Origin of the sequence: Hyphobacterium sp. (assembly GCF_965229905.1) — a bacterium.
GTDB lineage: Bacteria > Pseudomonadota > Alphaproteobacteria > Caulobacterales > Maricaulaceae > Hyphobacterium.
Genome location: NZ_OZ245930.1, coordinates 1,192,696 through 1,216,523 on the forward strand (window position 1 = coordinate 1,192,696; position 23,828 = coordinate 1,216,523).

Below are 23,828 nucleotides of genomic sequence, written 5' to 3' on the forward strand. Positions count from 1 at the left end.
CGCATGGTAAGAGTCAATCGGGGGCGTGATGCGGCGGAAATGTACCTTTACCGGTACATATTATTGATGTAGGAGAGGCTGACATTGGCGATCGCGCCCAAGCAGATCAGGGCCGTTTTCTACCGTACGCCGTCGGGCCAAGAGCCGGTCCGTGACTGGTTGAAGGCTTCGCTCAGCCCCGCGGACCGGAAGATCGTGGGTGCCGACATCGCGACCGTTGAATATGGCTGGCCCGTCGGAATGCCCGTCTGCCGGCCCTTGGGCAACGGGCTCCGCGAAGTCCGCTCAACCCTTTCGAACGGGCGCATCGCGCGAGTTCTGTTCTGCATCAAGGGCGAGAAAATGGTGCTTCTGACCGGTTTTGTGAAAAAGACACAGAAGACGCCAGGAGCCGAAATCGACAAGGCAATCAAACGCATGAAAGCGATACGATGACCGATGGCGAACCAAAATCCCGTGTCCAAGACTCCGCGATCGGATCGGATTTCGACGACTTCCTCCACGAAGAGGGCCTCTACGATGAAACGCAGGCGATCGCGATCAAGCGCGTCCTGGCATGGCAGCTGGCCGAAGAAATGAAGCGGCAGGCCATCACGAAAGTGGAAATGGCCCGGAGGATGCAGACCAGCCGCAGCCAGCTCGACCGGCTTCTCGATCCCGAGAACGACAAAATCGAACTTGCAACGCTTGGCCGCGCCGCCCGCGCACTGGGCCGCGAACTGGAAATTCGATTGACCCCCGACCCCACTCCCTGATCCGTAACACCACACCCTCGTGCAATTGGCGGCGCAAGACGCTAAGTAGGCGCGCAAACGCAACCGGCTGCCGGACCTCCCCGACATGTTCGACAATATCCTGACAGACGATTACACCCCGCCGAAGACCTGCACGGTCGAGCGCGTGACAGCCGTAAAGCACTGGACGGACACACTGTTTTCCTTCCGGATCACGCGGCCGCAGGCCTTCCGCTTCCGCGCGGGCGAATTCATCATGATCGGGCTGATGATCGGCGGCAAACCGGTCTTGCGCGCCTATTCGATCTGCAGCCCGACCTGGGACGAAGAGCTTGAATTCTATTCGATCAAGGCGCCCGGCGGGCAGCTGACGACGGAGCTGCAGCACATCAAGGTCGGCGATGGCGTGCTGCTTGGAAAGAAGCCGACGGGGACGCTGGTGCATGATGCACTGGTGCCGGGAAAACACCTTTACCTGTTCTCCACCGGGACCGGAATTGCACCGTTCGCGAGCATCATCCGCGAGCCGGAAACCTACGACAAGTTCGAGGAAGTTATCCTGACGCATACCTGTCGTACGGGTGAAGAATTGGCGTATGGCCAGCAGCTGGTAGAGGACATTCGGCGTGATCCGCTGGTCGGCGAGCTGGTCGGCGACCGGCTGATCCATTTCACCTCGACGACGCGCGACGACAGCCAGTCGCAACGCGGCCGGATCACCGACCTGATCGAGAATGGCGAGCTCGCCGCGGTGATCGGCCGTCCGGACCTCGATCCGGCGACCGACCGCGTCATGATCTGCGGCTCAGAGGCGATGCTGCGGGATCTGAAAGACATGATGATCGCGCGCGGCTTCACCGAGGGCTCGAATGCCGTACCGGCGCAATTCGTCATCGAGAAGGCTTTTGCCGGAGACGGCGTCACGAGCTGATGGCGACGCCCCCGCTCCTGACCCTGCAATCCATGGCGCTGACCTTCGGCGTCACGCCGCTTCTGCGCGACGCCAGCCTGATGGTGTCGGAAGGCGACCGGATCTGCCTGGTCGGGCGCAACGGGTCGGGCAAGTCGACCCTCCTGAAGATCGCTGCGGGTCTGGTCGAGGCCGATAGCGGTGAGCGCTTCCTGCATCCCGGTGCAACGGTGCGTTATCTCGACCAGGATCCGGACCTGTTGGCGTTTCCGACCGTGTTCGACTATGTCCGCGACGGGTTGGCGCCGGGCGACGACGAGCACCAGGCGCTCTATTATCTGAACGCGCTCGGGCTGACCGGCGACGAGACGACCGGCACGTTGTCCGGCGGCGAACGGCGGCGCGCCGCGTTGGCGCGGACGCTGGCGCCGGCGCCGGACCTCCTACTGCTGGACGAGCCGACCAACCATCTCGACCTGCCGGCGATCGAATGGCTGGAGGGCGAGCTGAAAGCGAGCGGGTCTGCTCTCGTGCTGATTTCGCATGACCGGCGGTTTCTCTCGAACCTGTCGCGGAAAACGGTCTGGCTTGATCGCGGGGCAACGCAGGAACTCGACAAGGGGTTTGCCGCCTTCGAGGACTGGCGCGACGATCTCCTGGAAAAGGAGGCCGAGGAACAGCACAAGCTGGACCGCCAGATTGCGCGCGAGGAGCACTGGGTGCGTTATGGCGTCACCGCGCGGCGCAAGCGCAATGTCCGGAGAATGCGTGAGCTGTCCGAGCTCAAGGACCAGCGCCGGAATTACGAGAAGACGGCGGGCTTGGCGTCGATCGAGCAGAGCGACGCCGGCCAGAGCGGGAAACGGGTGGTCGAGGCGAAACAGCTGTCAAAAGCCTTTGGCGACACGGTCATCGTCAAGGATTTCTCGATCCGCATCGAGCGCGGCGAACGGCTCGGCCTGATCGGTCCCAACGGCGCCGGCAAGACGACGCTGCTCAACTTGCTGACAGGCGCTTTGGCGCCGGATGACGGCGTACTCGTGCTTGGCACAAATTTGGAGATCGCCACGCTCGACCAGCACCGCGCGGCGCTGAAGCCCGACTGGACGGTCAAGGACGCATTGTCGCCGGGCGGCGACATGGTCGAAGTCGGCGGCAGGTCCAAGCATGTCATGTCCTACATGAAGGATTTCCTGTTCCGCCCCGAACAGGCCGGTACGCCCGTCGAGACGCTGTCGGGCGGTGAGCGGGCGCGGCTCCTCCTGGCGCGGTCGCTGGCGCGGCCATCGAATGTCTTGGTGCTGGATGAGCCGACCAACGATCTCGATCTCGAAACCCTGGATTTGCTCGAGGATTTCATCGCCAACTATGACGGCACGGTGATCCTGATCACGCACGACCGGGACTTCCTTGACCGGATCGCTCAGCGCGTGATCGCGCCGGAGGGCGGCGGCAAATGGCTGATCTATGCCGGTGGCTATACCGACATGTTGGCGCAACGCGGCGCGGATGTCGCGGCGCGCAAGGCGGTGAAGTCCGTATCGGCCCCGAGTTCCGGTTCGCCGGTTGCCGCCAAATCGGCGAAGCGGAAAATGTCGAACAAGGACCGCTATGCGCTGGAGAAGCTGCCGGGCGAGATCGATGGGTTAACGGCCGAGATTGCGGAGCTGGAATCCGAACTCGCGGCACCGGACCTGTTCACGAAGGATCCAGATCGCTTCAAGGCAGCGTCGGAGCGTCTCTCCCTGGCGCAATCCACGCTGGACGAGAAGGAAACGCGCTGGCTCGAACTGGAGGCTCTGCGCGAAGAGATCGAAGCCGAGACTGCGCAAAAATAGATGGGGCGACTGACGGGGCTTGAACCCGCGACCGCTCGGATCACAACCGAGTGCTCTACCAGCTGAGCTACAGCCGCCACAGGGAGAGGACGCGGGTTATAGAAGCCCTATATGCCGCGTCAAGCATGCCGGGGAGTGGACAGAGGTGCCCCTCCAAGGCTATCGCCTCCTCCAAAATAGTGCGCAGAGAGCCCGGTTGAAAGTGTCTGACAAAGCCAAGCCCATCGCCAAAGCCCGCGCCATTAGCGGTTTCCCGGAATACACGCCCGATCTGCGGCGCGCCGAGCTGCGCTGGGTCGACACGATCCGGCAGGTGTTCGAGCGCCATGGCTATGTGAATATCGAGACGCCGTCCGTGGAAGAGGTCGAGACGCTGGCGGCCAAGGGCGGCGATGTCGACAAGGAAATCTACGGGCTGCAGCGGCTGAATGCCGAGGCCGATGAGAAAGGTGCGCGCCTCGCCCTGCATTTCGACCTGACCGTGCCGACGGCGCGTTATGTGGCTCAGCATTTCAACGAGCTGACCTTCCCGTTCAAGCGCTACCAGATCCAGCGAGTCTGGCGCGGCGAGCGTCCGCAGGAAGGCCGCTTCCGCGAATTCCTGCAATGCGATGTCGATGTCATCGACCAGGACGAGATCAGCCACGATTTCGACGCCGAGATCGCGCTGATCGCGATGCAGGCCCTGAATGCGGTCGGCGCTGGGCGGATCCGCTTCATGCTGAACAACCGCAAGATCCTGATCGGCTTTTATGAAGGGCTCGGGATTGAGAACGCGGCCGACGTGATCCGCGTGGTCGACAAGATCGACAAGCTGCCGGCCAGTGAAATCGAGCGCCTCCTGGTCGAGGAGAACGGGCTTTCGACCGACACGGCGAAAGCCTGCCTCGCGCTGGCGCAGATCCGCTCGACCGATAACAGCTTCGCGTCCGACGCGCGGAAGCTGGGCGTTGAAAACGCGCTGTTCGAGGAAGGCCTCGCCGAGCTCGAAACCGTGATGAACCGGCTGAATGCGGCCGAGAAGGGCGGTTGCGTGGTCGAGGCCAATCTCGCGATCGCGCGTGGGCTTGATTATTACACGGGCGTCGTCTACGAGGCGCAGCTTATTGATTATCCGGAGTATTCGGCGATCTGTGCGGGCGGGCGTTATGCCGATCTCGTCGGCGCCTACATCAAGCGCGATCTGCCCGGCGTCGGCATTTCCATCGGCCTGACCCGCCTCTTCGCCAAGCTGGTGAAGGAGGGCGTGATTACCGGCGAGCGTGCCTCGCCCACCGACGTGCTGATTGCCCGATTCCCGGAAAGCGATGTGCTGGAGCTTGACAAGCTCGCCAACCGGCTGCGGTCGCGCGGCATCAATGTCGAGGTCTACCACGCGCCGGCCAAGCTCAAGAACCAGTTCCGCTATGCCGAGCGCAAGGGCATTCCCTATTTCTGGTTTGCCGGCGAACCGCATGAGGTCAAGGATCTCGGCGCCGGCGAACAGGCCGGGGCCGATCCCGACCGCTGGCTCCCGGCACGGCTCCTGGCCTGATGAAACGCCTCGCCGTCATCGGGCCGGGCAAGGTCGGACGGACGCTGGCCCGGCTGTTTCATGACAATCAGGTGTTCGAGATCGGTGCGCTGATCGGGCGGGACAAGCGACCGGTCGATGAGGCTGTGGCGTTCATCGGATCGGGCGAGCCGGGCGGGTCACTGCAGGACGCGGACATCGTCCTTGTGGCCGTTCCCGACCCGGCGCTGGAAACGGTCATCGCCGATCTGATCCAGCAAGACTTAAAGCCCGGCGCCATTATCGCCCACACGTCGGGTGCGCTCGGCCTGGATCTGTTCGAGCCACTGGCGAGCAAGGATGTACGCTGTGTCTGCGCGCATCCGGTGAAGGCTTTCGCCGATCCGGCACGCGCGGTCGAGACCTTTGCGGGCACGATGACGACGCTGCAGGGCGAGGCGTCGGCGCGGGCCGAACTGGCGAAGGCGTTTGCGGCGATCGGTGGGCGTACGCTCGACCTGCCGGACGAGATCGACCGGACGCTTTACCATGCGGCCATCGTGTTCATGGCCAATCATCTGCCGACCCTCGTTGCAGCGGGACTGTCGACCTTCGAACAGGCTGGAGTATCGCGTGAGGACGGGATAGCGATTGCCGGGCCGATCCTGCGAGACGTGCTGGAGGCCGTTCTCGAAACCGGCCCTGCGGCAGCCCTCACCGGCCCGGTGGCGCGTGGCGATCCGATAACGGTGGCGCGGCATCTGGAAAAGCTAAGCCATGCGGATGCCGATCTTGCTGCGCTCTATGCGGCGCTGGCACGGGCGACGGCGGATGTGGCCGCCGAGAAGGGCGAAGCATCCGTGGAGAGCTTGCTGGCGATCCGGGAATTGACGAATCCCGGCTGAACTCCGCCGTTGTGTCGGGCAGGCGTCAGCCTGATCCAGGACCCCTTCGGGAATGGTGACGATACGGCATGGGTCCCGGGTTCACGCCTGCGGCCTGCCCCGGGATGACGAGTAATTGAGTGGAGAGTTCCACATTTTTCTCCCCCCGTTCACGGGGGGAGTGTCCTGAAAGGACGAGGGGGGGCATGTGCCCCCTCCACCACTTCGTGGTCCCCCTCCCCCGCAAGCGGGGGAGGAAAGCATAACTTTCCCGCCTCCCTCCGGCTTGACCGGAGGGTCTCTGAGATCCTCCGATTAAATCGGAGGAAGACGGGGATTGGAGGTTTGGGTTTGTGTCGCTCTCCCCGTTGGGGGCTCGAGGAACGAACCCCTCACCCTCGCAATCCGGTCACTGACGTGACCGTCCCGCTCTTCCCTCTCCCCTTCGTAAGGGGAGAGGGGAAGGGTGCGAAATCGCGCAGCGATGAGCATCCCGGGTGAGGGGTTAGGCCTTCACCACGGCGAGTTTCACCGTCTTGCCGGTGAGCTTGGCGTCAGTCGTGAAACCGTCACCCAACGACGATGCCAGATCGACCGCTAGGGTTTCCGCCTTGATCATGTCGCCATGGGCGGCGAGCGCCGCGGCGACATCGTCATCGCCCTCGACACCGAGCCGGATACGGTCGGAGACGTCGAGGCCCGCGTCTTTACGCGCAGTCTGCACCGCCCGGATGAGGTCGCGGGCGAGGCCTTCGCGTTCCTGGCCCTCGTCAACGGACACGTCGAGCACGGCGGCGCCGATCTTGTCGAAGGGTTCGGCGGCGGTGCCCTCGGCGCTTTCCAGACGCATCTCGAAATCGTCCGGGCCCAGCGTTTCGCCGGCGACTTCCGCGGTGCCGTCATCATTCAGCGTGAAATCGCCCTGGCGCGCGGCGGCCATGACGTCCTTCATCTTGGCGCCCAGGCGGCGGCCGATCACCGGGTTCACCTTCATCTGCAGCTCGCCATACTTGGCAAGATCGTCGGCGAAGATCACTTCGCGGACATTGACCTCATCGGCGATCAGGCCGGCAAAGTCCTCAAGGCTGCCGGCTTCCGGATGGGCGACGACGAGCGACTTCAGCGGCAGGCGGACGCGCAGGCGGAAACGTTCGCGCACGGCGAGCGTAGCCGAACAGGCTTCGCGGACGCGATCCATCGCGGCGACCAGTTCATGGTCCTGCGGGAAGAGGTCGGCTGACGGCCAGTCGGTGAGATGCACCGAGCGCTCGCCGGTCAGGCTCTTGTAGAGCTTCTCCGCGAGGAGCGGCATCAGCGGCGCAACCACTTGCGAGACCCGCACCATAACCGTGTAGAGCGTGTCAAAGGCAGCGGCGTCGGCGGCCTCACCCTCACCGCCCCAGAAGCGGGCGCGCGAGCGGCGGATATACCAGTTGGTCAGCGCATCCATGAAAGCCTTGGTCTCGCGGCAGGCGCCGGGCACGTCATAGGCGTCGAGCCGCTCGGCCACGGTGACGGCGAGCTCGCCGGTCTTGGTCAGGATGTATTTATCGAGCGGGTCGGACGCTTCGGTGACCAGTTCGGGGCGCCGGTCTTCGAGGTTCGCGTAGAGCGAGAAGAAGGTGTAGGCGTTGACCAGCGGCGAGATCGCCTCGCGCTGCACGGCCGCGACATCGCGGCCTTCCTTGGGCACCAGGAGATCGCCGCCGGTCAGGACCGGCGAGGAGATCAGGAACCAGCGCATCACGTCCGAGCCATAGGCGTCGAAGAATTCGAGCGGGTCGGGATAGTTGCGCAGCCGCTTGGACAGCTTCTGGCGGTTTTCGTCGAGCACGACGCCATGGCAGATCGCCGATTTGAAGGGCGGCGCGTCGAACAGCATCGTGCCGAGCACCATCAGCGTGTAGAACCAGCCGCGCGTCTGGGCGACATATTCGACGATGAAATCGGCCGGGAAATTGGCCTCGAACCAGTCCTTGTTCTCGAACGGGTAATGCACCGCCGCATAGGGCATGGAGCCGCTCTCGAACCAGCAGTCGAAAACGTCCTCGACGCGGCGCATCACCGACTTTCCGGTCGGATCGTCCGGGTTGGGGCGAGTCAGCTCATCGACATAGGGCCGGTGAAGGTCATCAACCTTGACGCCGAAATCGGCTTCGAGCTCGGCGATCGAGCCATAGACATCGACGCGCGGATAATTCGCATCGTCCGACACCCAGACCGGGATCGGCGTGCCCCAGAAGCGCGAACGCGAAATGTTCCAGTCCTGGGCATTGGCGAGCCAATTGCCGAACAGCCCGTCCTTCACGTGGGACGGCGTCCAGTCGATCTGCTGGTTGAGCTCGACCATGCGGTCGCGGAATTTCGAAACTTCCAGGTACCAGCTCTCGACCGCCTTGTAGATCAGCGGCTCGTCGGTGCGCCAGCAATGCGGATAATTGTGGTCGATCGTATCGTGGCGGAGGAGTTTGCCGTCCTCCTTGAGGCGCTGGATGATCAGCTTGTTGGCGTCGAAGACCAGCATGCCCTCATAGTCGGAGACGGCACTGGTATACTTTCCGGTGTGATCGACGGGCACGACGACGCCGATGCCGGCCTCGCGGCTGGCCTTGAGGTCGTCCTCACCGAAGCCCGGTGCCATGTGGACGATGCCGGTGCCGTCCTCGTCGACGACAAAGTCGCCGGACAGCACCTGGAAGGCGTTTTCCTGGCCGAGGAAATAGTCGAAGGGCGGAGTGTAGTGCAGACCCTTGAGATCTGACCCCTTCACCTCGCCGAGCTTTTCATAGCCCTCGAGTTCCTTCTTGTATTTCTCCAGCCCGTTGACCGAGAGGACAAGCTTGTCATCGCCCTTGCCCATCACGGCATAGGTGATGTCCTCGCCGACCGCGGTCGCGAGGTTGGAGGGCAGGGTCCAGGGCGTCGTGGTCCAGATCAGGATGCGCGCATTTTCGAGAAGGCCGGTGCCGTCCGTCAGCGGGAAGCCCACGGTGATCGCCGGGTCGGTGCGCATGCGATAGGCATTGTCGAGCCGGGTCTCGAAATTGGAGAGCGGCGATTCCACGGCCCAGCTATAGGGCACGACACGGTAATCCTTATAGACCAACCCCTTGTCGAAGAGCTGTTTGAACGCCCAGATGCAGCTTTCCATGAAGGAGAGGTCGAGCGTCTTGTAGGCGTTCTCGGTGTCGACCCATCGCGCCGAGCGGCGGACATAATCCTCCCAGTCCTTAGTATAGCGGAGCACGGCGGTCCGGCAGGCATCGTTGAACTTGTCGATGCCGAGATCGAGCACCGCCTTGCGGCCGGAGACGCCGATCTCCTTCTCGGCCGCCAGCTCGGCCGGCAGGCCGTGCGTGTCCCAGCCGAAGCGGCGCTCCACGCGCTTGCCCTTCATCGTCTGGTAACGCGGGATGACATCCTTCACGAAGCCGGTCAGCAAATGGCCGTAATGCGGCAGTCCGTTTGCGAAGGGCGGGCCGTCATAGAAGACGAAATGATTGTCGTCAGGGCGCTGTTCGACCGAGGCTTCGAACGTCTTGTCGGCGGCCCAGAAATCCAGAATTTCGCGCTCGATCTCCGGCAAGGAAACGGGCGAAGAGAGCGTCGGAAAGGTCTGGGTCATGGCGAATACCGGTCAGGACTGAAAGTGGGGCGGTTGATTCCACTCTTTGCGCACAAGAACAAGCCGCGCTGCTGTACAGCGCGGCTTGCCGATTTAGGGAGTTTTGGCCGCCAATACTAGTCGCGGGCCTCTTCCTGGCGCGCAATAGCGTCAAACAGGCGGACGCCCCAGCCGACACCGCCCTCGGGCGTGGTCGGCGTGGAAGAAAACGCCCAGCCGACGCCGGCCATGTCGATATGGGCCCACGGCCTATCCTCGTCGACAAAGGTGGCGATGACCTGGGCGCCGATCCCGGCCCCGGCGCCGTCGCCGCCGGTATTGCGGATATCGGCGATCGGCGAGGCGATATCGTCGGCATAGGACGGATCCAGCGGCAGCCGCCAAAGGATCTCACCGGTTTCTTCTCCGGCATCGAGCAAGCGCTGCGCGACCTCGTCATGCCGCGAGAACAGGCCCGCATATTCGCGGCCGAGCGCGACCCGGACCGAGCCGGTCAGCGTGGCGATATCGATCATCAACGAGGGATTATATTCATCCTGAGCATAGCGGACGGCATCGGACAGGATCAGGCGTCCCTCGGCGTCGGTCGAAAAGATCTCGATGGTCTGGCCGGACATCGTCGTGACGACATCGCCGGGACGCTGCGCAGTGCCGGAGGGCATGTTTTCGACGAGCGGTGCAACGGCGATGGCGTTCACGGCCGCGTCACGGCGCGCCAGCGCCAAAACGGCCGCCACGGAGGCCGACGCGCCGGCGAGATCGTACTTCATCCGCCACATGCCGGAATTATCCTTGATGGAAATGCCGCCGGTATCGAAGGTCACGCCCTTGCCGACAAAGGCGAGCGGCGCGTCGCCGCTGTCGCCGCCGGTGTATTCGACGATCAGCAAGCGCGGCGGCCGCGAGGACCCTTGTCCAACGCCCAGAATGGCGCCCATGCCGAGCGCCTGCATGGCGGCCACGTCGAGGACGCGAATGTTGACATTGCGCTCGCCATCGAAGGCGGCGCGGGTGCGCTCGACAAAGACTTCGGGATAGACCTCGTTGCCAGGCGCATTGATCATGTCGCGGGCGAAGGCCGTGGCTTCGATGATGGCGGCCTGATTGGCGTTGAACGCCGCTTCCACGCCATCCGGATCGGAGAGATGAACGCGCAGTTCCGGTTCATAATCGGAGGCATCCGAGAGATAGCGGTCAAAGCGGTATCCGCCGAGGCCCGCACCCAGCGCCGTGCTGAGCGCATGGTCGGCCGTCAGCGTGTCCGGCCAGACGAGATGCACCGCCTCTTCTTCATCCCGCGACAGATTGATCAGATGGCCGCCCAGCGTCTCTGCGCCGGCGCGGTCGAGATCATCAGTACCGACGAGCATAACGCGTTCGAAATTGCCGATAGCGTACAATGTGGTGGTCGCGCCGGCCTCGCCGCTGAAGCCGGCCGCTTCAAGGGCGCGGGCGATATAGGCCGCGTCGCCTTCCGCCAGACCGGTCTCTGGCAAGGTTAGGTCACTTCCGACCGGAATAACCAGAATGCCGCTTTCGGGCAGGCCGGGTTCGTCGAATGCGATTTCGGCAGCGTGAGTTGCGGCGACGACAAACAGTGCCGTCATGACGGCTGTCAGGAGCCGAGCGATCATGGATTCCTCCCCAGGACGTTGTTCGGTTCCTGAGATAAAAAGCAAACGCACGCGGACAAGTGACATTTTGGACAGATACGGCATCCTCGGCGCGAAAAGGGGATGCTGTCAGATGACCGTCATCACAATTCCACCGCGTTTTGGTCTGCGGCTGCGTAACCGGCTGGCCCGCAATTTGGCGCGCAAGGCGGGGCAGGCGCTGAGTCCGGATATCGACATGGAAGTCGGCCGGAAGCTGCTGCACGCAGCCGGCGACCGCATACCGCCTGACCGATCGGTCGTGCGCGCCGATGTCGAGCTGGCGGGTCTCAACACGCTGGTATTCGGACCCAAAAATCCACGGCCGGGACAGATGCTGTTTATCCATGGCGGCGGCTACAGCCGCGGCTCGGCACACGGGCATAGCCCGTTCATTTCGCGATTGGCGGCGCGGCTGAACCTGAAAACGCGGGCCATCGACTACCGGCTCGCGCCAGAACATCCTTTCCCGGCCGGGCTGGATGATTGCGACGCCGCCTATCGCGCGCTGCGTGACGGGCTGGAGGGTCCGTTGGTGCTGGCCGGGGATTCCGCAGGGGCCGGCCTGGCGCTGGCCCTGACCGCACGTTTGAAAACGCAAGGCGCGGCACTACCCGACGCGCTGATCCTTTATTCGCCCTGGTGCGACCTGACCGTGTCCGGAGACAGTGCCCGGACCAAGAATGATGGCGATCCGATGCTGAAAGGCGACTGGTTGCCGCTCGGCGCAGAATTGTATGCGCCGGGCGCGAACCTCACCGAACCGGAAATCTCGCCCTTGTTCGCCGACTTCATCGGGTTTCCGCCGACTCTGATCCAGGTCGGGTCGGACGAGGTCCTGCTCGATGATTCGATGCGGCTGAAAGCGCGCATGTCCAAGGCCGGTGTCGATGTGACATGCGAGGTCTGGGAAGGAATGTGGCACGATTTCCCGATGTTCCAGCCGCTCTTGCCGGAGGGCCGGATGGCCAACAAGCGGGCGCGGGCCTGGCTGGATGCCCGGTTCGGCAGTTAAACAGAAGCTGAACGCGCCGCTCACGCATCGCTCAATTCCGTTCAGGCAGGTTGCAGGTCAGTGTTGAACGCCTGCCTGAAAGGACATCCCATGGCCCGTTTCAAAACTGCCGCACTCGCCGCCGCGCTCGCGGCGTCCGCGCTGACCGCCGGTACGGCGCAGGCCGCGTATAATCGCGTCAGCTGCGATATCGAAGTACACAATACCCGCGATGGCAGCGGGTCGATCGTGGCCACCGCAAGCGGTTCGTCCGCGGCGTCCTACGAGCTGATTGCCGCTCAGATCATTCCGGGTGGATCGATCGATCTGTCGCAGTCCGGTCCGGTCAATGCCCGCGGTAACGGCCGCACCGTACTTAGCCGCGCCTATCTCTCGACCCTGTATGATGGTCCGCCGGCTGCCGGCCCGGAAGGCCCGCGCGGCGTCCGCCCCGCACAATTCGGCGTCGTCGACGGCCGTTATGGCGTCGATGCAAGCGTTGCGGCGATCCTGCGAGTCTATGACCGCAATGGCCGGCAGGTCTGCTATGACCAGTTCACCAATCTGGCCTTCGGCGGCAACCGGTTCGGCCGGTAATCGCTATCAAAACCAATATCTTGAAGCGCCCGGCCACGGCCGGGCGTTTTCGTATTCCAGGCGGTTCATATTGCTGAATTCATCGTGAACGCGGGTGTCAGCATCGCCTCACGCGGGACGCGCTAGAGGAATGATCAGGCCGGCGGGATACGCCCGGCCGGAGAAACCAGGAGAGACCCAAATGAAAGTACGTACGTTTATCGCCGGTGCCCTTGCAGCTGCTTCCATCGTCGGCCTGGCCGGAGCGGCCGAGGCGCAATCCCGCCGCAACGAAGTTCGCGTGAACCAGTACGGTGTTCAGAACGAAGTCGCCGGCCGGCAGTATGGCTACCGCAACAGCGCCTCGCTGCGCCAGGACGGCTATCGCCAGCACATCCTCATCATGCAGGATGGTGCGCGCAATGGCACAACCGTCGCCCAGCAAGGCTCCTACAATGACGCTTATGTCGATCAGTACGGACGCCGGAATGATGCAGTCATCGGCCAGCAGGGCTACAATAATGGCGCCACGGCTGTTCAGACGGGCCGCAACAACCTGTCAGGCATTTACCAGATGGGCTCGAACAATTCCGCGGTGACGGACCAGGCCGGTTCGAACAATGCCGGTGCCGTCATCCAGGTCGGCAATGGCAATAGCGGATATCTGCGTCAGCGTGGCAATGGCAATGTCACCCTGGTCATCCAGGGCGATCACTAAGCCTAACCACGCCAGTTGAACCGGACGCGCGGCCCGAGGGGCCGCGCGTTTGCGTTCGGGCGAGGCTCAAACCCGTATGGTCAAGCCGTCGCGGGCAATCGCGTCCCCGGCAATCAACCGCCGGTAGATATCGAGACAGGCCTGTGCGCCCTCGAATTCGCGGAATGCCAGCCAGTCCCGGGCGGACGCCGCGAAATCCTGCCAAGCCGCGCCATAGGCGGACTGGAATCCCTCCGGTCCCAGCTCCGCGATGGCTTGCTGGACATGATCCGGGGCAAAGAAGAAATGCGGCCGCGGTCCGGGCAGATCGCTTGCCGGTGCACTCTGCTCCCAGTGCGCCCCGCCGACCCGGATATTCGCAGTCAGATCGTCGGCCAAGCGCTCATGCAGCGCGCGATTGATGTCGGCATCGCCGGCAAAGTCGACAATGGCTGAGGCGTCTCCGGTCGGCAGATCGGCAATCTCCGGATAGGTCACGACATCATCATAGCAACCGAGACCGGAAACGAATTCGCGTGAACCGGGCGAGGTCAGGCCGATGATCCGGACAGCGTGCGGATTGTCCGCGCTCAGGCTCCGCGCCAGGCCGATGGCGGTCTTGCTCGAGGCGCTGGTCAGAAAGACGAGGCGGGCGCCGAAACCCTTCTCGGCGTTGAGATAGCGGGCCAGCAGCCATCCGGTCAGGAAGAGCGGCTGCAACACCATCTGCTCGGCCTCGCGGTCTTTGCCATAGCCGGCATCCCCGGCGCAGCGGACATAGCGATTGTACGGGGCAGGCAATTCCGCACGGTGCGCCGCGGCGTCAATGAAGCCCGATGCCGATACTTTGACCGGCTGAACGATCAGCTCGCTGGCCGCCGGGAAATACCCATAGATGCGGTCGCCGACAGGCAGGTCCGGATGACGGCTTTCGGCAATGTCCGCAAACCCCCAGACCGGCAGCCGTCCGCGACCTGAATCACCAGCAGGAAAGAACTCCCAATACCGCATAGCATCGCCGAAGGCAGCATAGGTGATATTATTGGCGGTTAGCGCAAATCGATCGATCACCAGCCGCACTTCGCTTTTTCTCAGGTCTTTGCGCTGCGGCGTGACAAGTTGTGCCTTGGTGATGTCCTGCCGGTCGATTTCCATTGCCCAGTTCTGCATGTCGCCTCCCAATGGCCGCGGTGTTCCGTTGCGGCGATACATTGACGGGGGAACCGGCTCGACGTCCACCCGTTACCGTTGCATGGGCTGCTTCCGACACAAGGACGCGAGCCCGGCGAGATCGCAAAGACAAGAGGATCCCCGACATGGCCAAAGTTCTTATTCTATCCACCGCCCATTCCGCACTGGGCGACACCGGCAAGAAAACAGGCGTCTGGCTGGAGGAATTGGCGGCCCCCTACTACGCGCTCAAGGGGAAGGGCCACTCGGTGACGGTCGCCAGTCTTGACGGGAAACCGATTCCGATCGACCCGGGCTCCGAGCCCGAAGGCGAAAACGCTGCCGAAGCGGCTGTGCGCTTCCGGTCGGACGGCGCTGCATTGGCGCAATTACAATCGCCAGCCCGGCTGGAAGACCAGTCGCCTGACGATTTCGATGCCGTGTTCATTCCGGGCGGTCACGGCGCGGTCTGGGACCTTGCCGATAGCCGCGCCGTTGCCGATTTCCTCGCGGACATGTGGTCGAACGGCAAGGTGCTGGCATCAGTATGTCACGGACCCGCCGCCTTTGTCGGCGTTGAGGTCGATGGCGCACCGCTGGTGAAAGGCCGCAAAGTCTCCGCTTTTACCGACAGCGAGGAAGATTCGACGGGCCTGACCGATGTCGTGCCCTTCCTCTTGGAATCCCGGCTCCGGGAGCTGGGCGCCGAGTTTTACGGTGCAGCCGATTACACACCGCAGGCCGTTTCCGATGGGCGGCTGATAACCGGTCAGAACCCGATGTCATCCGATCGCGTTGCGGAGTTGCTCCTGGCCGCGCTGGAGTGACGACCGGTCAGACCTCAAAAATGTCGTCGGTCACATTGGCCATCTCGCTGCGGCGCAGCGCATAGGGCGGAGACGCATAGGTCTGCGAAGCGCCAATAATTGTGCCCGCGATGAAGTCGATGCCGGCCTCCACGCACTGGTCGAGGGCGCGGGGGCTTGAGACCTGGGCCATGAATGTCCGGCGTTTCTTCTGTTTGGCGATACCGGTGAAGTGCCGGATGTCCTTGATCTGGACCGGCGAAAGACCGGACACCGGCTCGTGCGCCGGGCAAGGCCATCCCACCAGCCGCATTTCGACATTGTTGAACGGGCTCAGATCGGTGTGTCCGAATTCCAGCATGGCCATCGCGCCCGCGCCGAACGGACGCAGCGATCTGAACGCGTCTTCGATCTGGCTGATCGGCGTACCGGCCAGTATCCCGTCGATATAGAAAAAGAGATATCGCCTTAGCGGCTCCGACAGGGCGCGAATAAGGTTGAAATATTCCATCCGAGATTCACGCCGGCAGATCGTTTGAATGTGGATGGGTACGCTGAAGGCCGCCGGTTGCCGGGCTTCGCGCATGGACTGGATTTCCTCGATCGTTCGGTTCAGTACCAGACAATCGTAGCGCGCATTGTGACGCCGGCGGTTGTCGCCGAAGCACAATTGCCGGCCGCGCAATTTGTGGCCGGTTTGCGGGTGCGGGCCGCGCGCGAGCACCATGTTCGTGGTCGCGGTTTCCAGTCTTGGGTCCCAGACCGGTTCGAAAACGATTTCGGCGTCGGACAATGGATCGCTCTCAACGAGGTCCGGTTTCTTGGGCTCAATCGGCGGTGCCGCCGTTTCGCCGCTGTCATCAGAGGCGGCGCGTGGCATGCGCGCGGATTCATTGAGGGTCGCATTCTGACCGGCCAGGAACACCGCCAGCTCGCCCGGCTGGAACTTGAGGTGGTTACATTTGATCGACAGCGCCCGGAACGCCTCTTCGCCGACAAAGAACTCATTCATTTCCAGCGACAAGGCCTCGGCGCGAAGCGCGGGCGGCGGCGGCAGGGCGTCTGCAAAAATGACGATGTAACCGTCCTTACAGCGCAGAATGATATCGTCCTTATGTAACCGCTTTTCGATGAAGAAGGCGCCGATATCGAACACCTTTGCCTTCAGTGCCCCCCATCTCTCCCCGGACTGCCGGCGCACCAGCTCGATATTGATGAACTGGATCTGGCAGATCTCAATGTCGCCATGGCGCATCCGTTCGGCGATATGCGGCGGAAAATCGATCATGACTGCGGGTCCCCGCTTGGTCGCGAGCGAAACGAGAGGTCCGTGGAAGATGCCATCGCACTTCGTGGACAAGTTGCAGCATGCCGTCACGTCGATAATTTTTCCTGAACGCCATGCCCGAAGTCCCGTCGTCTCGGATCGCCCGGGCGGCAGATGCCTTTCAAACCAGGATCGGCGGCCGGACCGCTACGCCAAGGACGCGCTAGTCCTCGCTGGAATTCTTATGGACGTCCGCAGATTCCTGCTCAGGAGCGGATTTTGCATCTCCGCTTGAAAGAACGGTGTCGTTCAGCGACTCTAGGATTTCGTCCGCCATTTTCTGCAGCGCGTCGGTGAGCGGCTTGAATTGCGGGTCGTCCTTTTCGCCCATCAGCTAATCCCTTTCAGTCAGTCGCAGACGCTCCAGTTTTGCGAGCGCGTTCGCGGCATGGATTTCAACAGTTGCCGCCTGCATACCGGCGATATCTGCCGCCTGTTCCGTTGAGAATTGTTCAACATAGATCAGGGACAGGACAAGCCTTTCCTCATACTTCAAGGACCAGACGGCCGGCAAAAGCGAGGGCCGGAAGCCACGGCGGCCGGGCAATGTCGCGAACACTTTCAAGAAGCGCGCGTCTTGCTCGAGAATGAGGATAACGGCTTTGAGCAGGGCTTGTATGGAGGCCGGTTCGCTGTGCGCCGGGATCAATTTCGACGGCCAATCCCTCAGCACACTCAAGATAGCGGCATCGCCGGCTTCAAGGTCCGCGACGAGGATCCACGCCATACGCCGCAGCCTCGGAATGAATGTCTCCAACTGACCAGGAATCTCCGCCTCCCGTGATCACGGGGAGCGGGATTAGGGCGCCAGGGGCCGGCGGTCGCTAACCTATGTTATCAACTGTCTGCCATTTGCAGCGCTATTCGGCGACCCGCAGCAGCCATTGTTGCGGCAAGGGCTCGGCGCCGAGATGCAGATGCGCCTGGTCGAATCCGGAGATTGCGGCGAGGCATTCAGGGTCCAGGATTTCAACGGCCCGGTTCGTCCGTACCAGCTTCATGCGCTTCAATTCGGAAATTGTCCGCGAAACGTGGACGCTGGACAGGCCGAGGGTGTCGGCGATCTGGCTGCGCGTGATGGGCAACGACACGATGTCGTCATCCCGGCATTCGCCCGACAGGAGCAACCGCCGGCGCAACTCGATCAGCAGATGTGCGACGCGTTCTATCGCGCGTCTCTGACCGAGCAGAACGAGATGCTCGCGCAGCAGCGCCTCCTCTTGAATTGCGGCCCACCAGAGCGCCGAAATGAAATCGGCATGGGACACCGCTGCCTGCATGAAGTCGTGCCGGTCGATGAGGCGCGTTTCGCAGGGTGTGATGGCCTCGACGCCGTGATCTGCCTCCGTCTCGATCAGGGCCTGGAGGTCGAAGACGTCGCCAGGCAGCACGAAGTTCACGATCTGCCGGCGGCCATCCTCGACGATGCGCTTCCGGATCGCCATCCCGCGCTGAAGGATATGAACGTCGGTCAGTCGCTGCCCCTCGCGGACAAGCGAATGCAAGCGGGGATATTCCCGAATCCGGTGCGGCGTGGCCTCCAGGCGCTGCCAGACCGCGTCCGGCAGGTCTGCATAATGCCCTATACGGTGTCGAAAGGCCTGCATATTGATGATTCATCCCCGAGTCTGGACGACAGTCGACCACTCTAAGAGGAAAGCTCGCCGCCATGCCAGAAAAAGTGGCGAGGCGTGTTCTGCTTCAACGCAGCCCTCCGCGCCCGCATGATGGCCGGAAAGAAATCCAAACCTACCGCGGCGGCGGCAAGCGGGCGGCACGGAAATGCCGCCCGTTCCACCTTTTCGATCCGGCCTATTCGGGCTTGCGGAAACGCAAGGTCATGCGATCCGATTCGCCGATCGCCAGGGTGTCCGGATTGTTCGTCGTCGTCGGCGGCAAACGCCAGACAAAACCGTCAACCGGGTCGTTCGGATTGGCGTTGATCTCGCTGCTGGCTTCCAGAACGAAGCCCGCCCGTTCAAAGGCGGCAATCACATCGCTCTGTTTCAGATAGCCATTATCGCCACTGGCAAAGGCGTCGTCCGCGCTTTCCGGCGCGCGGTGCTGAACCACGCCAACGACGCCGCCGGGGGCGAGCATGTCGAACACTTCGGCAAGCGCCGTATCGATCATCGGTTCTTCAAAACGGAACAGGTGGTGCAAAGCGCGGAAAAACAGAACCGCGTCCGCCTCGCCATTTTCCAGATCGGGAATATTGTCGATCGTATAGCCGACGATCGGTTGTGTGCTGACCACGCCTTCGACGCTCATATACCGGCCCATCTGGGTGATATCGGCGCCGAAGCGTTCGTAATTGTCTTCGCTCCAACTTGGGAACATCTGCGTCCAGAGACTGTCGGGATAGGTCACCCCGATCAGACGGCCCTGCTCTGCGGTATACGGCGTGAGAATCTGGGTGTACCAGCCGCCGTTTCCTGGCAGAATCTCGACGATGGTCATGTCTGGCTCAAGGCCGAAGAAGGCCAATGTCTCGGACGGGTGCCGCCATTCGTCGCGGGCCCGATTCTCATCGCGGCGTTCATGGTCAATGGAATTGGCGAGCGCCATCGACGCCGATTCATCGGCGGATGCATTCTCACCGTCTGCGCCCGAGGTTTCCGCCGTATCAGCTGCCGCGTCGTTCACGCCGCCGGTTTCGTCCGGCGAAGACGAGTTGGCCTCTTCGCCGTTGGAACATGCCGCCAGAACCAGCGCCAATGCGCTGACATAACCGATTGCTTTCATGAAGCCCTCCCAGAGCGTGTCGTCGTCACAGGTATCCGATCCGTCCCTCGCCAGGACAGATTGCGCGGAGTCCGGCGTGATCGCGTTGGCGACCTACCTCTTCTTGTGACGTGATTTTAGGCCCTGCATTCGCCATGTATCAAGCGCCGATCGGCGAGCGGCGCGCGCTCGGCCTCGGCCGGACGAGATGCGGGCGCATCAAATGTGTTAGAGATCGTCCGCATGCGCGGCCAAGTGGCGGAGAGAGAGGGATTCGAACCCTCGGAACGCTTGCGCGCTCAACGGTTTTCGAGACCGCCCCGTTCGACCACTCCGGCACCTCTCCGCGGGGACCCGCGTTAAATACGAGTGGTCGAACAAAATCAAGAGTAACGCGCTGGCCTAGGCCAGCGCGGGGCGACCACTCCGGCACCTCTCCGCGGGGGACAGGCTTGGGCCCGAGGGTTCGGGCAGAATCACCAGAACACTGTAGCCATGGCGGAGCTCTGCCCAACATTTCGAAGAATCGATTTCGCGCCGGTGACCTTGCGCTCATTACAAAAAAGTTATGGTTCGGCCAATTGAACGCTTTATGCCGTCTGATAGCGTCCGCGCCTTGTTATCTGGACCGTTAATCGGGGGCATTCATGATACGCGTAATGTTGCTGGGCGCCAGCATGCTCAGCCTTGTGGGCTGTTCCACTTATGATAATCCGAACTCGCCGCTGGCGGGTCCGACCCTGCCGCCCGGCCTGCAAGGCCAGGCTGCGGTCCGCGAAACCCGGCTGATCAATGAAGATGGCGAAGAAGTCGTTTGCCGGACCGAGCCCGTGGTCGGCAGCCGCATCGGTCAACGCATCTGCTTTACGGAAGCGGAATGGGACCAAATTCGCGAAGAGCGCAATCGCCTCGACGATAGCAATGTTAGCGAGCGATTGCCGTCCCCCTTCTGATGGGATTGCCGCCTTAGTTGCCGGAATTGATAGCAACGTCTTTAGACGTTGACTCTGCGGGCTGGTTGAGGGTATGTCGCGCGCTCAATTCGGCCTTTGGCCGTTCCACAACGCCCGCCGGGACAGGTGGGGAAGAAAAAGAGCAGGCGTAAAGTCCTGCTGCAGAAAGGATAACACCATGTTCGCAGTCATCCAGACTGGCGGCAAGCAGTACACCGTCGCACCGGGCGACGAGATCTCCGTCGAAAAGCTCGAAGGCAAGGCCGGTGACAATATCGTCATCGAGGACGTGCTGATGCTGGGCGGCGACAAGGGCGTCACGGTCGGCTCGCCGCGCGTTGAAGGGGCATCGGTCGTCGCCGAGCTCGTCGAAAGCGCGCGTGACAAGAAGATCATCGTCTTCAAGAAGCGCCGCCGGCAGAATTATCGCCGCAAAGCCGGCCATCGCCAATGGTTCTCCAAGCTGCGGATCTCCGAGATCCTGGAGCCGGGTGCCAAGAAGGCTGCGGCGAAGAAAGCGGCTCCGGCCAAGACGGCTGACGACGCGGACGCCAAGCCGGCTGCAAAGAAAGCCGCGCCGAAAAAGGCTGCTGCTTCGAAAACCGCTGCAACCAAGGCTGCGCCCAAGAAGGCCGCTGCCAAGACAACGGCGAGCACGGCCAAGTCGACCGCCAAGAAGCCGGCTGCCAAGAAGGCAGCCCCGAAGAAGACGGCAGCCAAGAAGCCGGCTGCGAAGAAGTCGGAGGACTAATCCATGGCTCATAAAAAAGCAGGCGGTTCATCCCGTAACGGGCGCGACTCAGAAGGCCGGCGCCTGGGCGTCAAGAAGTTCGGTGGCCAGGAAGTGGTTCCGGGCAACATTCTCGTGCGCCAGCGCGGCACCAAATTCTATCCGGGCGACAATGTCGGCATGGGCAAGGATCACACCCTGTTTGCGCTGACCGAAGGCCGTGTGGCGTTCGCCAAGAAATCCGGCGGCAAGATGTTCTGTTCGGTCGTCGCGGCCGAGGCGGCCAAATAGGGCGGACGGACAGACCCGGACCGCCTCTCGCAAAGGGCGGAACCGGTAGCTGGACTAGGATCAAGGGGAGGCGGTTCCGCCTCCCCTTTTTTCATTCCCCTTCGGAGCCAGATCCATGAGGGACAGGATCGAGACCGACAGGCTGCTGTTGCGGCCCTTGGAGCCACGCGATGCCATCGATATCCACCGTCACTGCCAGGACGGTGAGATCGCACGCAATACGGCGCGCATTCCAATGCGTTATGGCCTTTATGACGCGGAAATGTTCGTCCTGGTCTGCCGTGCCGCGCGCGGCAAGCGCGCGGGCCATATCTATGCCATCGCCGATCGTGGATTGGACCGGCTTGTCGGCACGTGCGGCGTTTTCAAGCGCCAGCCCGACAGCGCGGACTGGGAAATCGGCTATTGGATCGGAGCGGACTCGCGGCGGCGGGGCTATGCGACGGAAGCGGTCGGCGCGTTGTGCCGGGATGTCCGCGAAACGCTAGCACCGCCGCGCATCACCGCGGGCCATTTCGCCGACAACCCCTTGTCCGGCCGGGTTCTGGAGAGGCTGGGCTTTGCCTATACCGGCGGTGAGACCCCGCTCTTCTGCATGGGCCGGATGACGTATGTGACCAGTTTGGACATGGCGCTGGAGGGTTAGTCGTCGAGCGTCAGCGGCGTCAGTGTTATCATGATTTCGGCTTGTGTGCCGAAACGTGATTCAACAGACGCCGGAGAATCAAATCGTGTGACGACGACCGGATTGACTGGTGTGGCGTGAACGATCCCGGTGGGGTCTGTCACGGTGAAACTCACGGCATAACGGATCAAATCGTCTACAACGGGTTCGGCGATCACGAAGTCGGCAGTCAGGATCCCACTGCCTAGCTCAGCCTCTGGCAAAAGAGCCTCGATGATGGCGGGCGAAACGTTCTCGAATGTCAGCGAGCCGGTCTCCCCGGGGGCAACAACGACGCGCGTTATTGTACGAAAGGTCTGGCGCGCATCGCCCTCTTTCGCCTGTATTCTAATCTGCACATTGGATGGAATACCATTCGCGTAGGCGGCGCCGAAACCTGTCCTGTTTGCCAGTTCCCATCCACCAATTGACACTAGGGCAATTGCGAAAACCAGCCCTCCAGCCATCATTCTGTTTCGCATTCTCTGTCTCCAGTTTGCTGGCGTGCCTGCGAAACGCGCCATCGCTTCTCGGATAACTTCGCTGGCCGATTGACCGCGCGCGGCGACCGCCTTCATGAAGTCCCGCTTCTCTTCATGAGAGACGCGGATATCCATGGTTTCGGTCTTCTTGTACCGGCGGTTTCGGGCCATTTTTGCGTTATCCGCTCATCAGGAGACAGCGCGTCACGCCGACGATCCAGACAAATCGCGTCGTGACGCTCCGACTTTTTGGTACGCACGGTTTTTCCGCAAGCGGTTTCGTGTCGGTACACGGATGAGAGCGGGTTTATTCGCGGATTGAATTCGACCAGTCGCGGTATTCGGCCCAGCTTACCTCGCCACTCTGATCGAAATCCCAGCTTGTCATAAGGGCGGCTGCAGCCCGACGGCCATCTTCGGGAGACAGAGGCTCCTGTTCGACTTCGGACGATGGCCCGAAACAGATCGCGACATGTGCTGGTAGTTGCCGGGCTTCCTGACGCGTATTCGCGCCATAGTCGTTTTCGGCGGCAGCTTCGCGACTGTCTGGCCCAACGGGATTCAACTCATCGAAACCCAGGCTGCCATTTCCGTCCGCGTCCATATAGCGGAACAAACCGCGCAGCTGTGCGGTCTGCCGGTCACTGAATTCCTGAAACGAGATCAGCTCGTCCTCATTTGCGTCGAGATTGGAAAACTCATTGGACGTGGCGCGGCTCCAGCTGTCTTCGAGCGCGGACCAACACTCCGGCGATATCTGTTCAGGCGTCTCGTGAGCCGTTGGGCCAAATCGAGATGGCGCGCGATCTCCGTACCTGGCCACGAGGGCTCCGAGCGCTGCGCCAAAAGCACCGGCACCTTTAGCGCCGCTTAGACTCTCGTACGCGGTCCCGCGATAGGCGCGAAACTCGTCCAGCGTGACGTGCCGGTCACGATCGGAATCGATCTCATTGAACTCGGCTACGCCCGCCCAGGTCTCTGACTCGGCGTCGTCGGTTATTGCAACAAACCCCGCCGCCAATGCGACCGCTACAAGGCTTCCACTGATCATCACGTTTCTCCTTCTGATGCGGCCATCCCGGACGAACAGGTCCATGGCCTCGCGGATGACGTGACTGGCGGTGGTGCCGCGCTGTGAGACCGCGCTCATGAAGGCTTGCTTTTCCTCATGGGAAACGCGGATTTCGAGTGCTTCGCTCTTCTTCGAACGCGGCTTCTTCGCCATGCCTGTCCTCATCCAGCACCAGGAGAACGATGCGCCGCGGCCCGTATCCAGCGA

Annotated in this window: 24 protein-coding genes and 2 tRNA genes; 14 read left to right on the forward strand and 12 right to left on the reverse strand. The window is 62.3% G+C overall.

The features are described from left to right. The first annotated feature begins 90 nt into the window (after positions 1-90). The 4 genes from ACO08C_RS05980 to ACO08C_RS05995 all read left to right on the forward strand — a co-directional run bounded on the left by ACO08C_RS05980 (position 91) and on the right by ACO08C_RS05995 (position 3,482). Entirely contained in the window at positions 91-435 is a 345-nt protein-coding gene (locus ACO08C_RS05980) for a type II toxin-antitoxin system RelE/ParE family toxin (RefSeq protein ID WP_421788656.1), read from the forward strand. Beyond that, complete coding sequence (locus tag ACO08C_RS05985; protein WP_421788357.1) at positions 432-755, forward strand: XRE family transcriptional regulator; 324 nt, start codon at positions 432-434, stop codon at positions 753-755. The genes ACO08C_RS05980 and ACO08C_RS05985 overlap by 4 nt, the downstream gene beginning before the upstream one ends. A gap of 85 nt (positions 756-840) precedes the next feature. Continuing rightward, the gene (locus ACO08C_RS05990) at positions 841-1,665 is read left to right on the forward strand and encodes a ferredoxin--NADP reductase (protein WP_421788358.1); all 825 of its coding nucleotides are present in this window, start codon (positions 841-843) and stop codon (positions 1,663-1,665) included. Continuing rightward, positions 1,665-3,482: an ABC-F family ATP-binding cassette domain-containing protein gene (locus ACO08C_RS05995; protein ID WP_421788359.1), complete on the forward strand. Its 1,818-nt coding sequence runs from the start codon at positions 1,665-1,667 to the stop codon at positions 3,480-3,482. Before ACO08C_RS05990 ends, ACO08C_RS05995 begins: the two co-directional genes overlap by 1 nt. 1 nt (position 3,483) lies before the next feature. Here the strand turns inward: ACO08C_RS05995 and ACO08C_RS06000 are convergent. Continuing rightward, positions 3,484-3,559 (reverse strand) — tRNA-His (locus ACO08C_RS06000). 125 nt (positions 3,560-3,684) lie between these two features. Here ACO08C_RS06000 and hisS point away from each other — a divergent pair. After that, positions 3,685-5,016, forward strand: coding sequence for a histidine--tRNA ligase (gene hisS / locus ACO08C_RS06005; RefSeq protein WP_421788361.1), 1,332 nt, complete (start codon positions 3,685-3,687; stop codon positions 5,014-5,016). After that, complete coding sequence (locus ACO08C_RS06010; protein WP_421788363.1) at positions 5,016-5,879, forward strand: Rossmann-like and DUF2520 domain-containing protein; 864 nt, start codon at positions 5,016-5,018, stop codon at positions 5,877-5,879. The genes hisS and ACO08C_RS06010 overlap by 1 nt, the downstream gene beginning before the upstream one ends. A 484-nt stretch (positions 5,880-6,363) precedes the next feature. On the opposite strand, the gene ileS is transcribed toward ACO08C_RS06010, so the two are convergent. Beyond that, on the reverse strand, positions 6,364-9,483 hold the full coding sequence (gene ileS / locus ACO08C_RS06015) for an isoleucine--tRNA ligase (protein ID WP_421788364.1): 3,120 nt from the start codon (positions 9,481-9,483) through the stop codon (positions 6,364-6,366). 116 nt (positions 9,484-9,599) lie between these two features. Next, entirely contained in the window at positions 9,600-11,117 is a 1,518-nt protein-coding gene (locus ACO08C_RS06020; protein WP_421788366.1) for a leucyl aminopeptidase, read from the reverse strand. Positions 11,118-11,229: 112 nt separating this feature from the next. On the opposite strand from ACO08C_RS06020, the gene ACO08C_RS06025 reads away from it, so the two are divergent. The 3 genes from ACO08C_RS06025 to ACO08C_RS06035 all read left to right on the forward strand — a co-directional run bounded on the left by ACO08C_RS06025 (position 11,230) and on the right by ACO08C_RS06035 (position 13,423). Continuing rightward, a complete protein-coding gene (locus ACO08C_RS06025) occupies positions 11,230-12,150 on the forward strand; it encodes an alpha/beta hydrolase (protein ID WP_421788368.1) in 921 nt (306 codons plus the stop codon). A 90-nt stretch (positions 12,151-12,240) separates the two neighbouring features. After that, positions 12,241-12,726: a hypothetical protein gene (locus ACO08C_RS06030; protein ID WP_421788369.1), complete on the forward strand. Its 486-nt coding sequence runs from the start codon at positions 12,241-12,243 to the stop codon at positions 12,724-12,726. Between the two features lie 181 nt (positions 12,727-12,907). Continuing rightward, positions 12,908-13,423, forward strand: coding sequence for a curlin-associated protein (locus ACO08C_RS06035; protein WP_421788371.1), 516 nt, complete (start codon positions 12,908-12,910; stop codon positions 13,421-13,423). A gap of 66 nt (positions 13,424-13,489) precedes the next feature. Here ACO08C_RS06035 and ACO08C_RS06040 read toward each other — a convergent pair whose 3' ends face one another. After that, positions 13,490-14,572, reverse strand: a complete 1,083-nt coding sequence (locus tag ACO08C_RS06040; RefSeq protein WP_421788373.1) for a DUF2855 family protein — start codon at positions 14,570-14,572, stop codon at positions 13,490-13,492. Positions 14,573-14,718: 146 nt separating this feature from the next. Here ACO08C_RS06040 and ACO08C_RS06045 point away from each other — a divergent pair, with 146 nt between their 5' ends. Next, on the forward strand, positions 14,719-15,399 hold the full coding sequence (locus tag ACO08C_RS06045; protein ID WP_421788375.1) for a type 1 glutamine amidotransferase domain-containing protein: 681 nt from the start codon (positions 14,719-14,721) through the stop codon (positions 15,397-15,399). Between the two features lie 7 nt (positions 15,400-15,406). Here ACO08C_RS06045 and ACO08C_RS06050 read toward each other — a convergent pair whose 3' ends face one another. From ACO08C_RS06050 to ACO08C_RS06075, 6 genes are all read right to left on the reverse strand, one after another. Beyond that, complete coding sequence (locus tag ACO08C_RS06050) at positions 15,407-16,666, reverse strand: hypothetical protein (RefSeq protein WP_421788377.1); 1,260 nt, start codon at positions 16,664-16,666, stop codon at positions 15,407-15,409. Positions 16,667-16,868: 202 nt separating this feature from the next. Next, a complete protein-coding gene (locus ACO08C_RS06055; protein WP_421788379.1) occupies positions 16,869-17,036 on the reverse strand; it encodes a hypothetical protein in 168 nt (55 codons plus the stop codon). A 3-nt stretch (positions 17,037-17,039) separates the two neighbouring features. Continuing rightward, the gene (locus ACO08C_RS06060) at positions 17,040-17,432 is read right to left on the reverse strand and encodes a hypothetical protein (RefSeq protein WP_421788381.1); all 393 of its coding nucleotides are present in this window, start codon (positions 17,430-17,432) and stop codon (positions 17,040-17,042) included. A 133-nt stretch (positions 17,433-17,565) separates the two neighbouring features. Continuing rightward, positions 17,566-18,312 (reverse strand): Crp/Fnr family transcriptional regulator, encoded by a 747-nt coding sequence (locus ACO08C_RS06065; protein WP_421788382.1) that lies wholly within the window; start codon positions 18,310-18,312, stop codon positions 17,566-17,568. Positions 18,313-18,517: 205 nt separating this feature from the next. After that, positions 18,518-19,450 (reverse strand): class I SAM-dependent methyltransferase, encoded by a 933-nt coding sequence (locus ACO08C_RS06070; RefSeq protein WP_421788384.1) that lies wholly within the window; start codon positions 19,448-19,450, stop codon positions 18,518-18,520. 235 nt (positions 19,451-19,685) lie between these two features. Beyond that, positions 19,686-19,775, reverse strand: a tRNA-Ser gene (locus tag ACO08C_RS06075). A gap of 301 nt (positions 19,776-20,076) precedes the next feature. On the opposite strand from ACO08C_RS06075, the gene ACO08C_RS06080 reads away from it, so the two are divergent. The 4 genes from ACO08C_RS06080 to ACO08C_RS06095 all read left to right on the forward strand — a co-directional run bounded on the left by ACO08C_RS06080 (position 20,077) and on the right by ACO08C_RS06095 (position 22,049). Then, positions 20,077-20,382, forward strand: coding sequence for a hypothetical protein (locus tag ACO08C_RS06080; protein WP_421788385.1), 306 nt, complete (start codon positions 20,077-20,079; stop codon positions 20,380-20,382). 178 nt (positions 20,383-20,560) lie between these two features. Next, entirely contained in the window at positions 20,561-21,133 is a 573-nt protein-coding gene (rplU, locus tag ACO08C_RS06085) for a 50S ribosomal protein L21 (protein WP_421788387.1), read from the forward strand. Between the two features lie 3 nt (positions 21,134-21,136). Further along, positions 21,137-21,403: a 50S ribosomal protein L27 gene (rpmA, locus tag ACO08C_RS06090; RefSeq protein WP_421788389.1), complete on the forward strand. Its 267-nt coding sequence runs from the start codon at positions 21,137-21,139 to the stop codon at positions 21,401-21,403. Positions 21,404-21,518: 115 nt separating this feature from the next. Then, positions 21,519-22,049, forward strand: a complete 531-nt coding sequence (locus ACO08C_RS06095; protein ID WP_421788391.1) for a GNAT family N-acetyltransferase — start codon at positions 21,519-21,521, stop codon at positions 22,047-22,049. On the opposite strand, the gene ACO08C_RS06100 is transcribed toward ACO08C_RS06095, so the two are convergent. Together ACO08C_RS06100 and ACO08C_RS06105 are read right to left on the reverse strand one after the other, a co-directional pair. Beyond that, the gene (locus tag ACO08C_RS06100) at positions 22,046-22,720 is read right to left on the reverse strand and encodes a hypothetical protein (protein ID WP_421788393.1); all 675 of its coding nucleotides are present in this window, start codon (positions 22,718-22,720) and stop codon (positions 22,046-22,048) included. The genes ACO08C_RS06095 and ACO08C_RS06100 overlap by 4 nt on opposite strands. A gap of 136 nt (positions 22,721-22,856) precedes the next feature. After that, complete coding sequence (locus ACO08C_RS06105; protein ID WP_421788395.1) at positions 22,857-23,774, reverse strand: hypothetical protein; 918 nt, start codon at positions 23,772-23,774, stop codon at positions 22,857-22,859. Positions 23,775-23,828 lie beyond the last annotated feature (54 nt).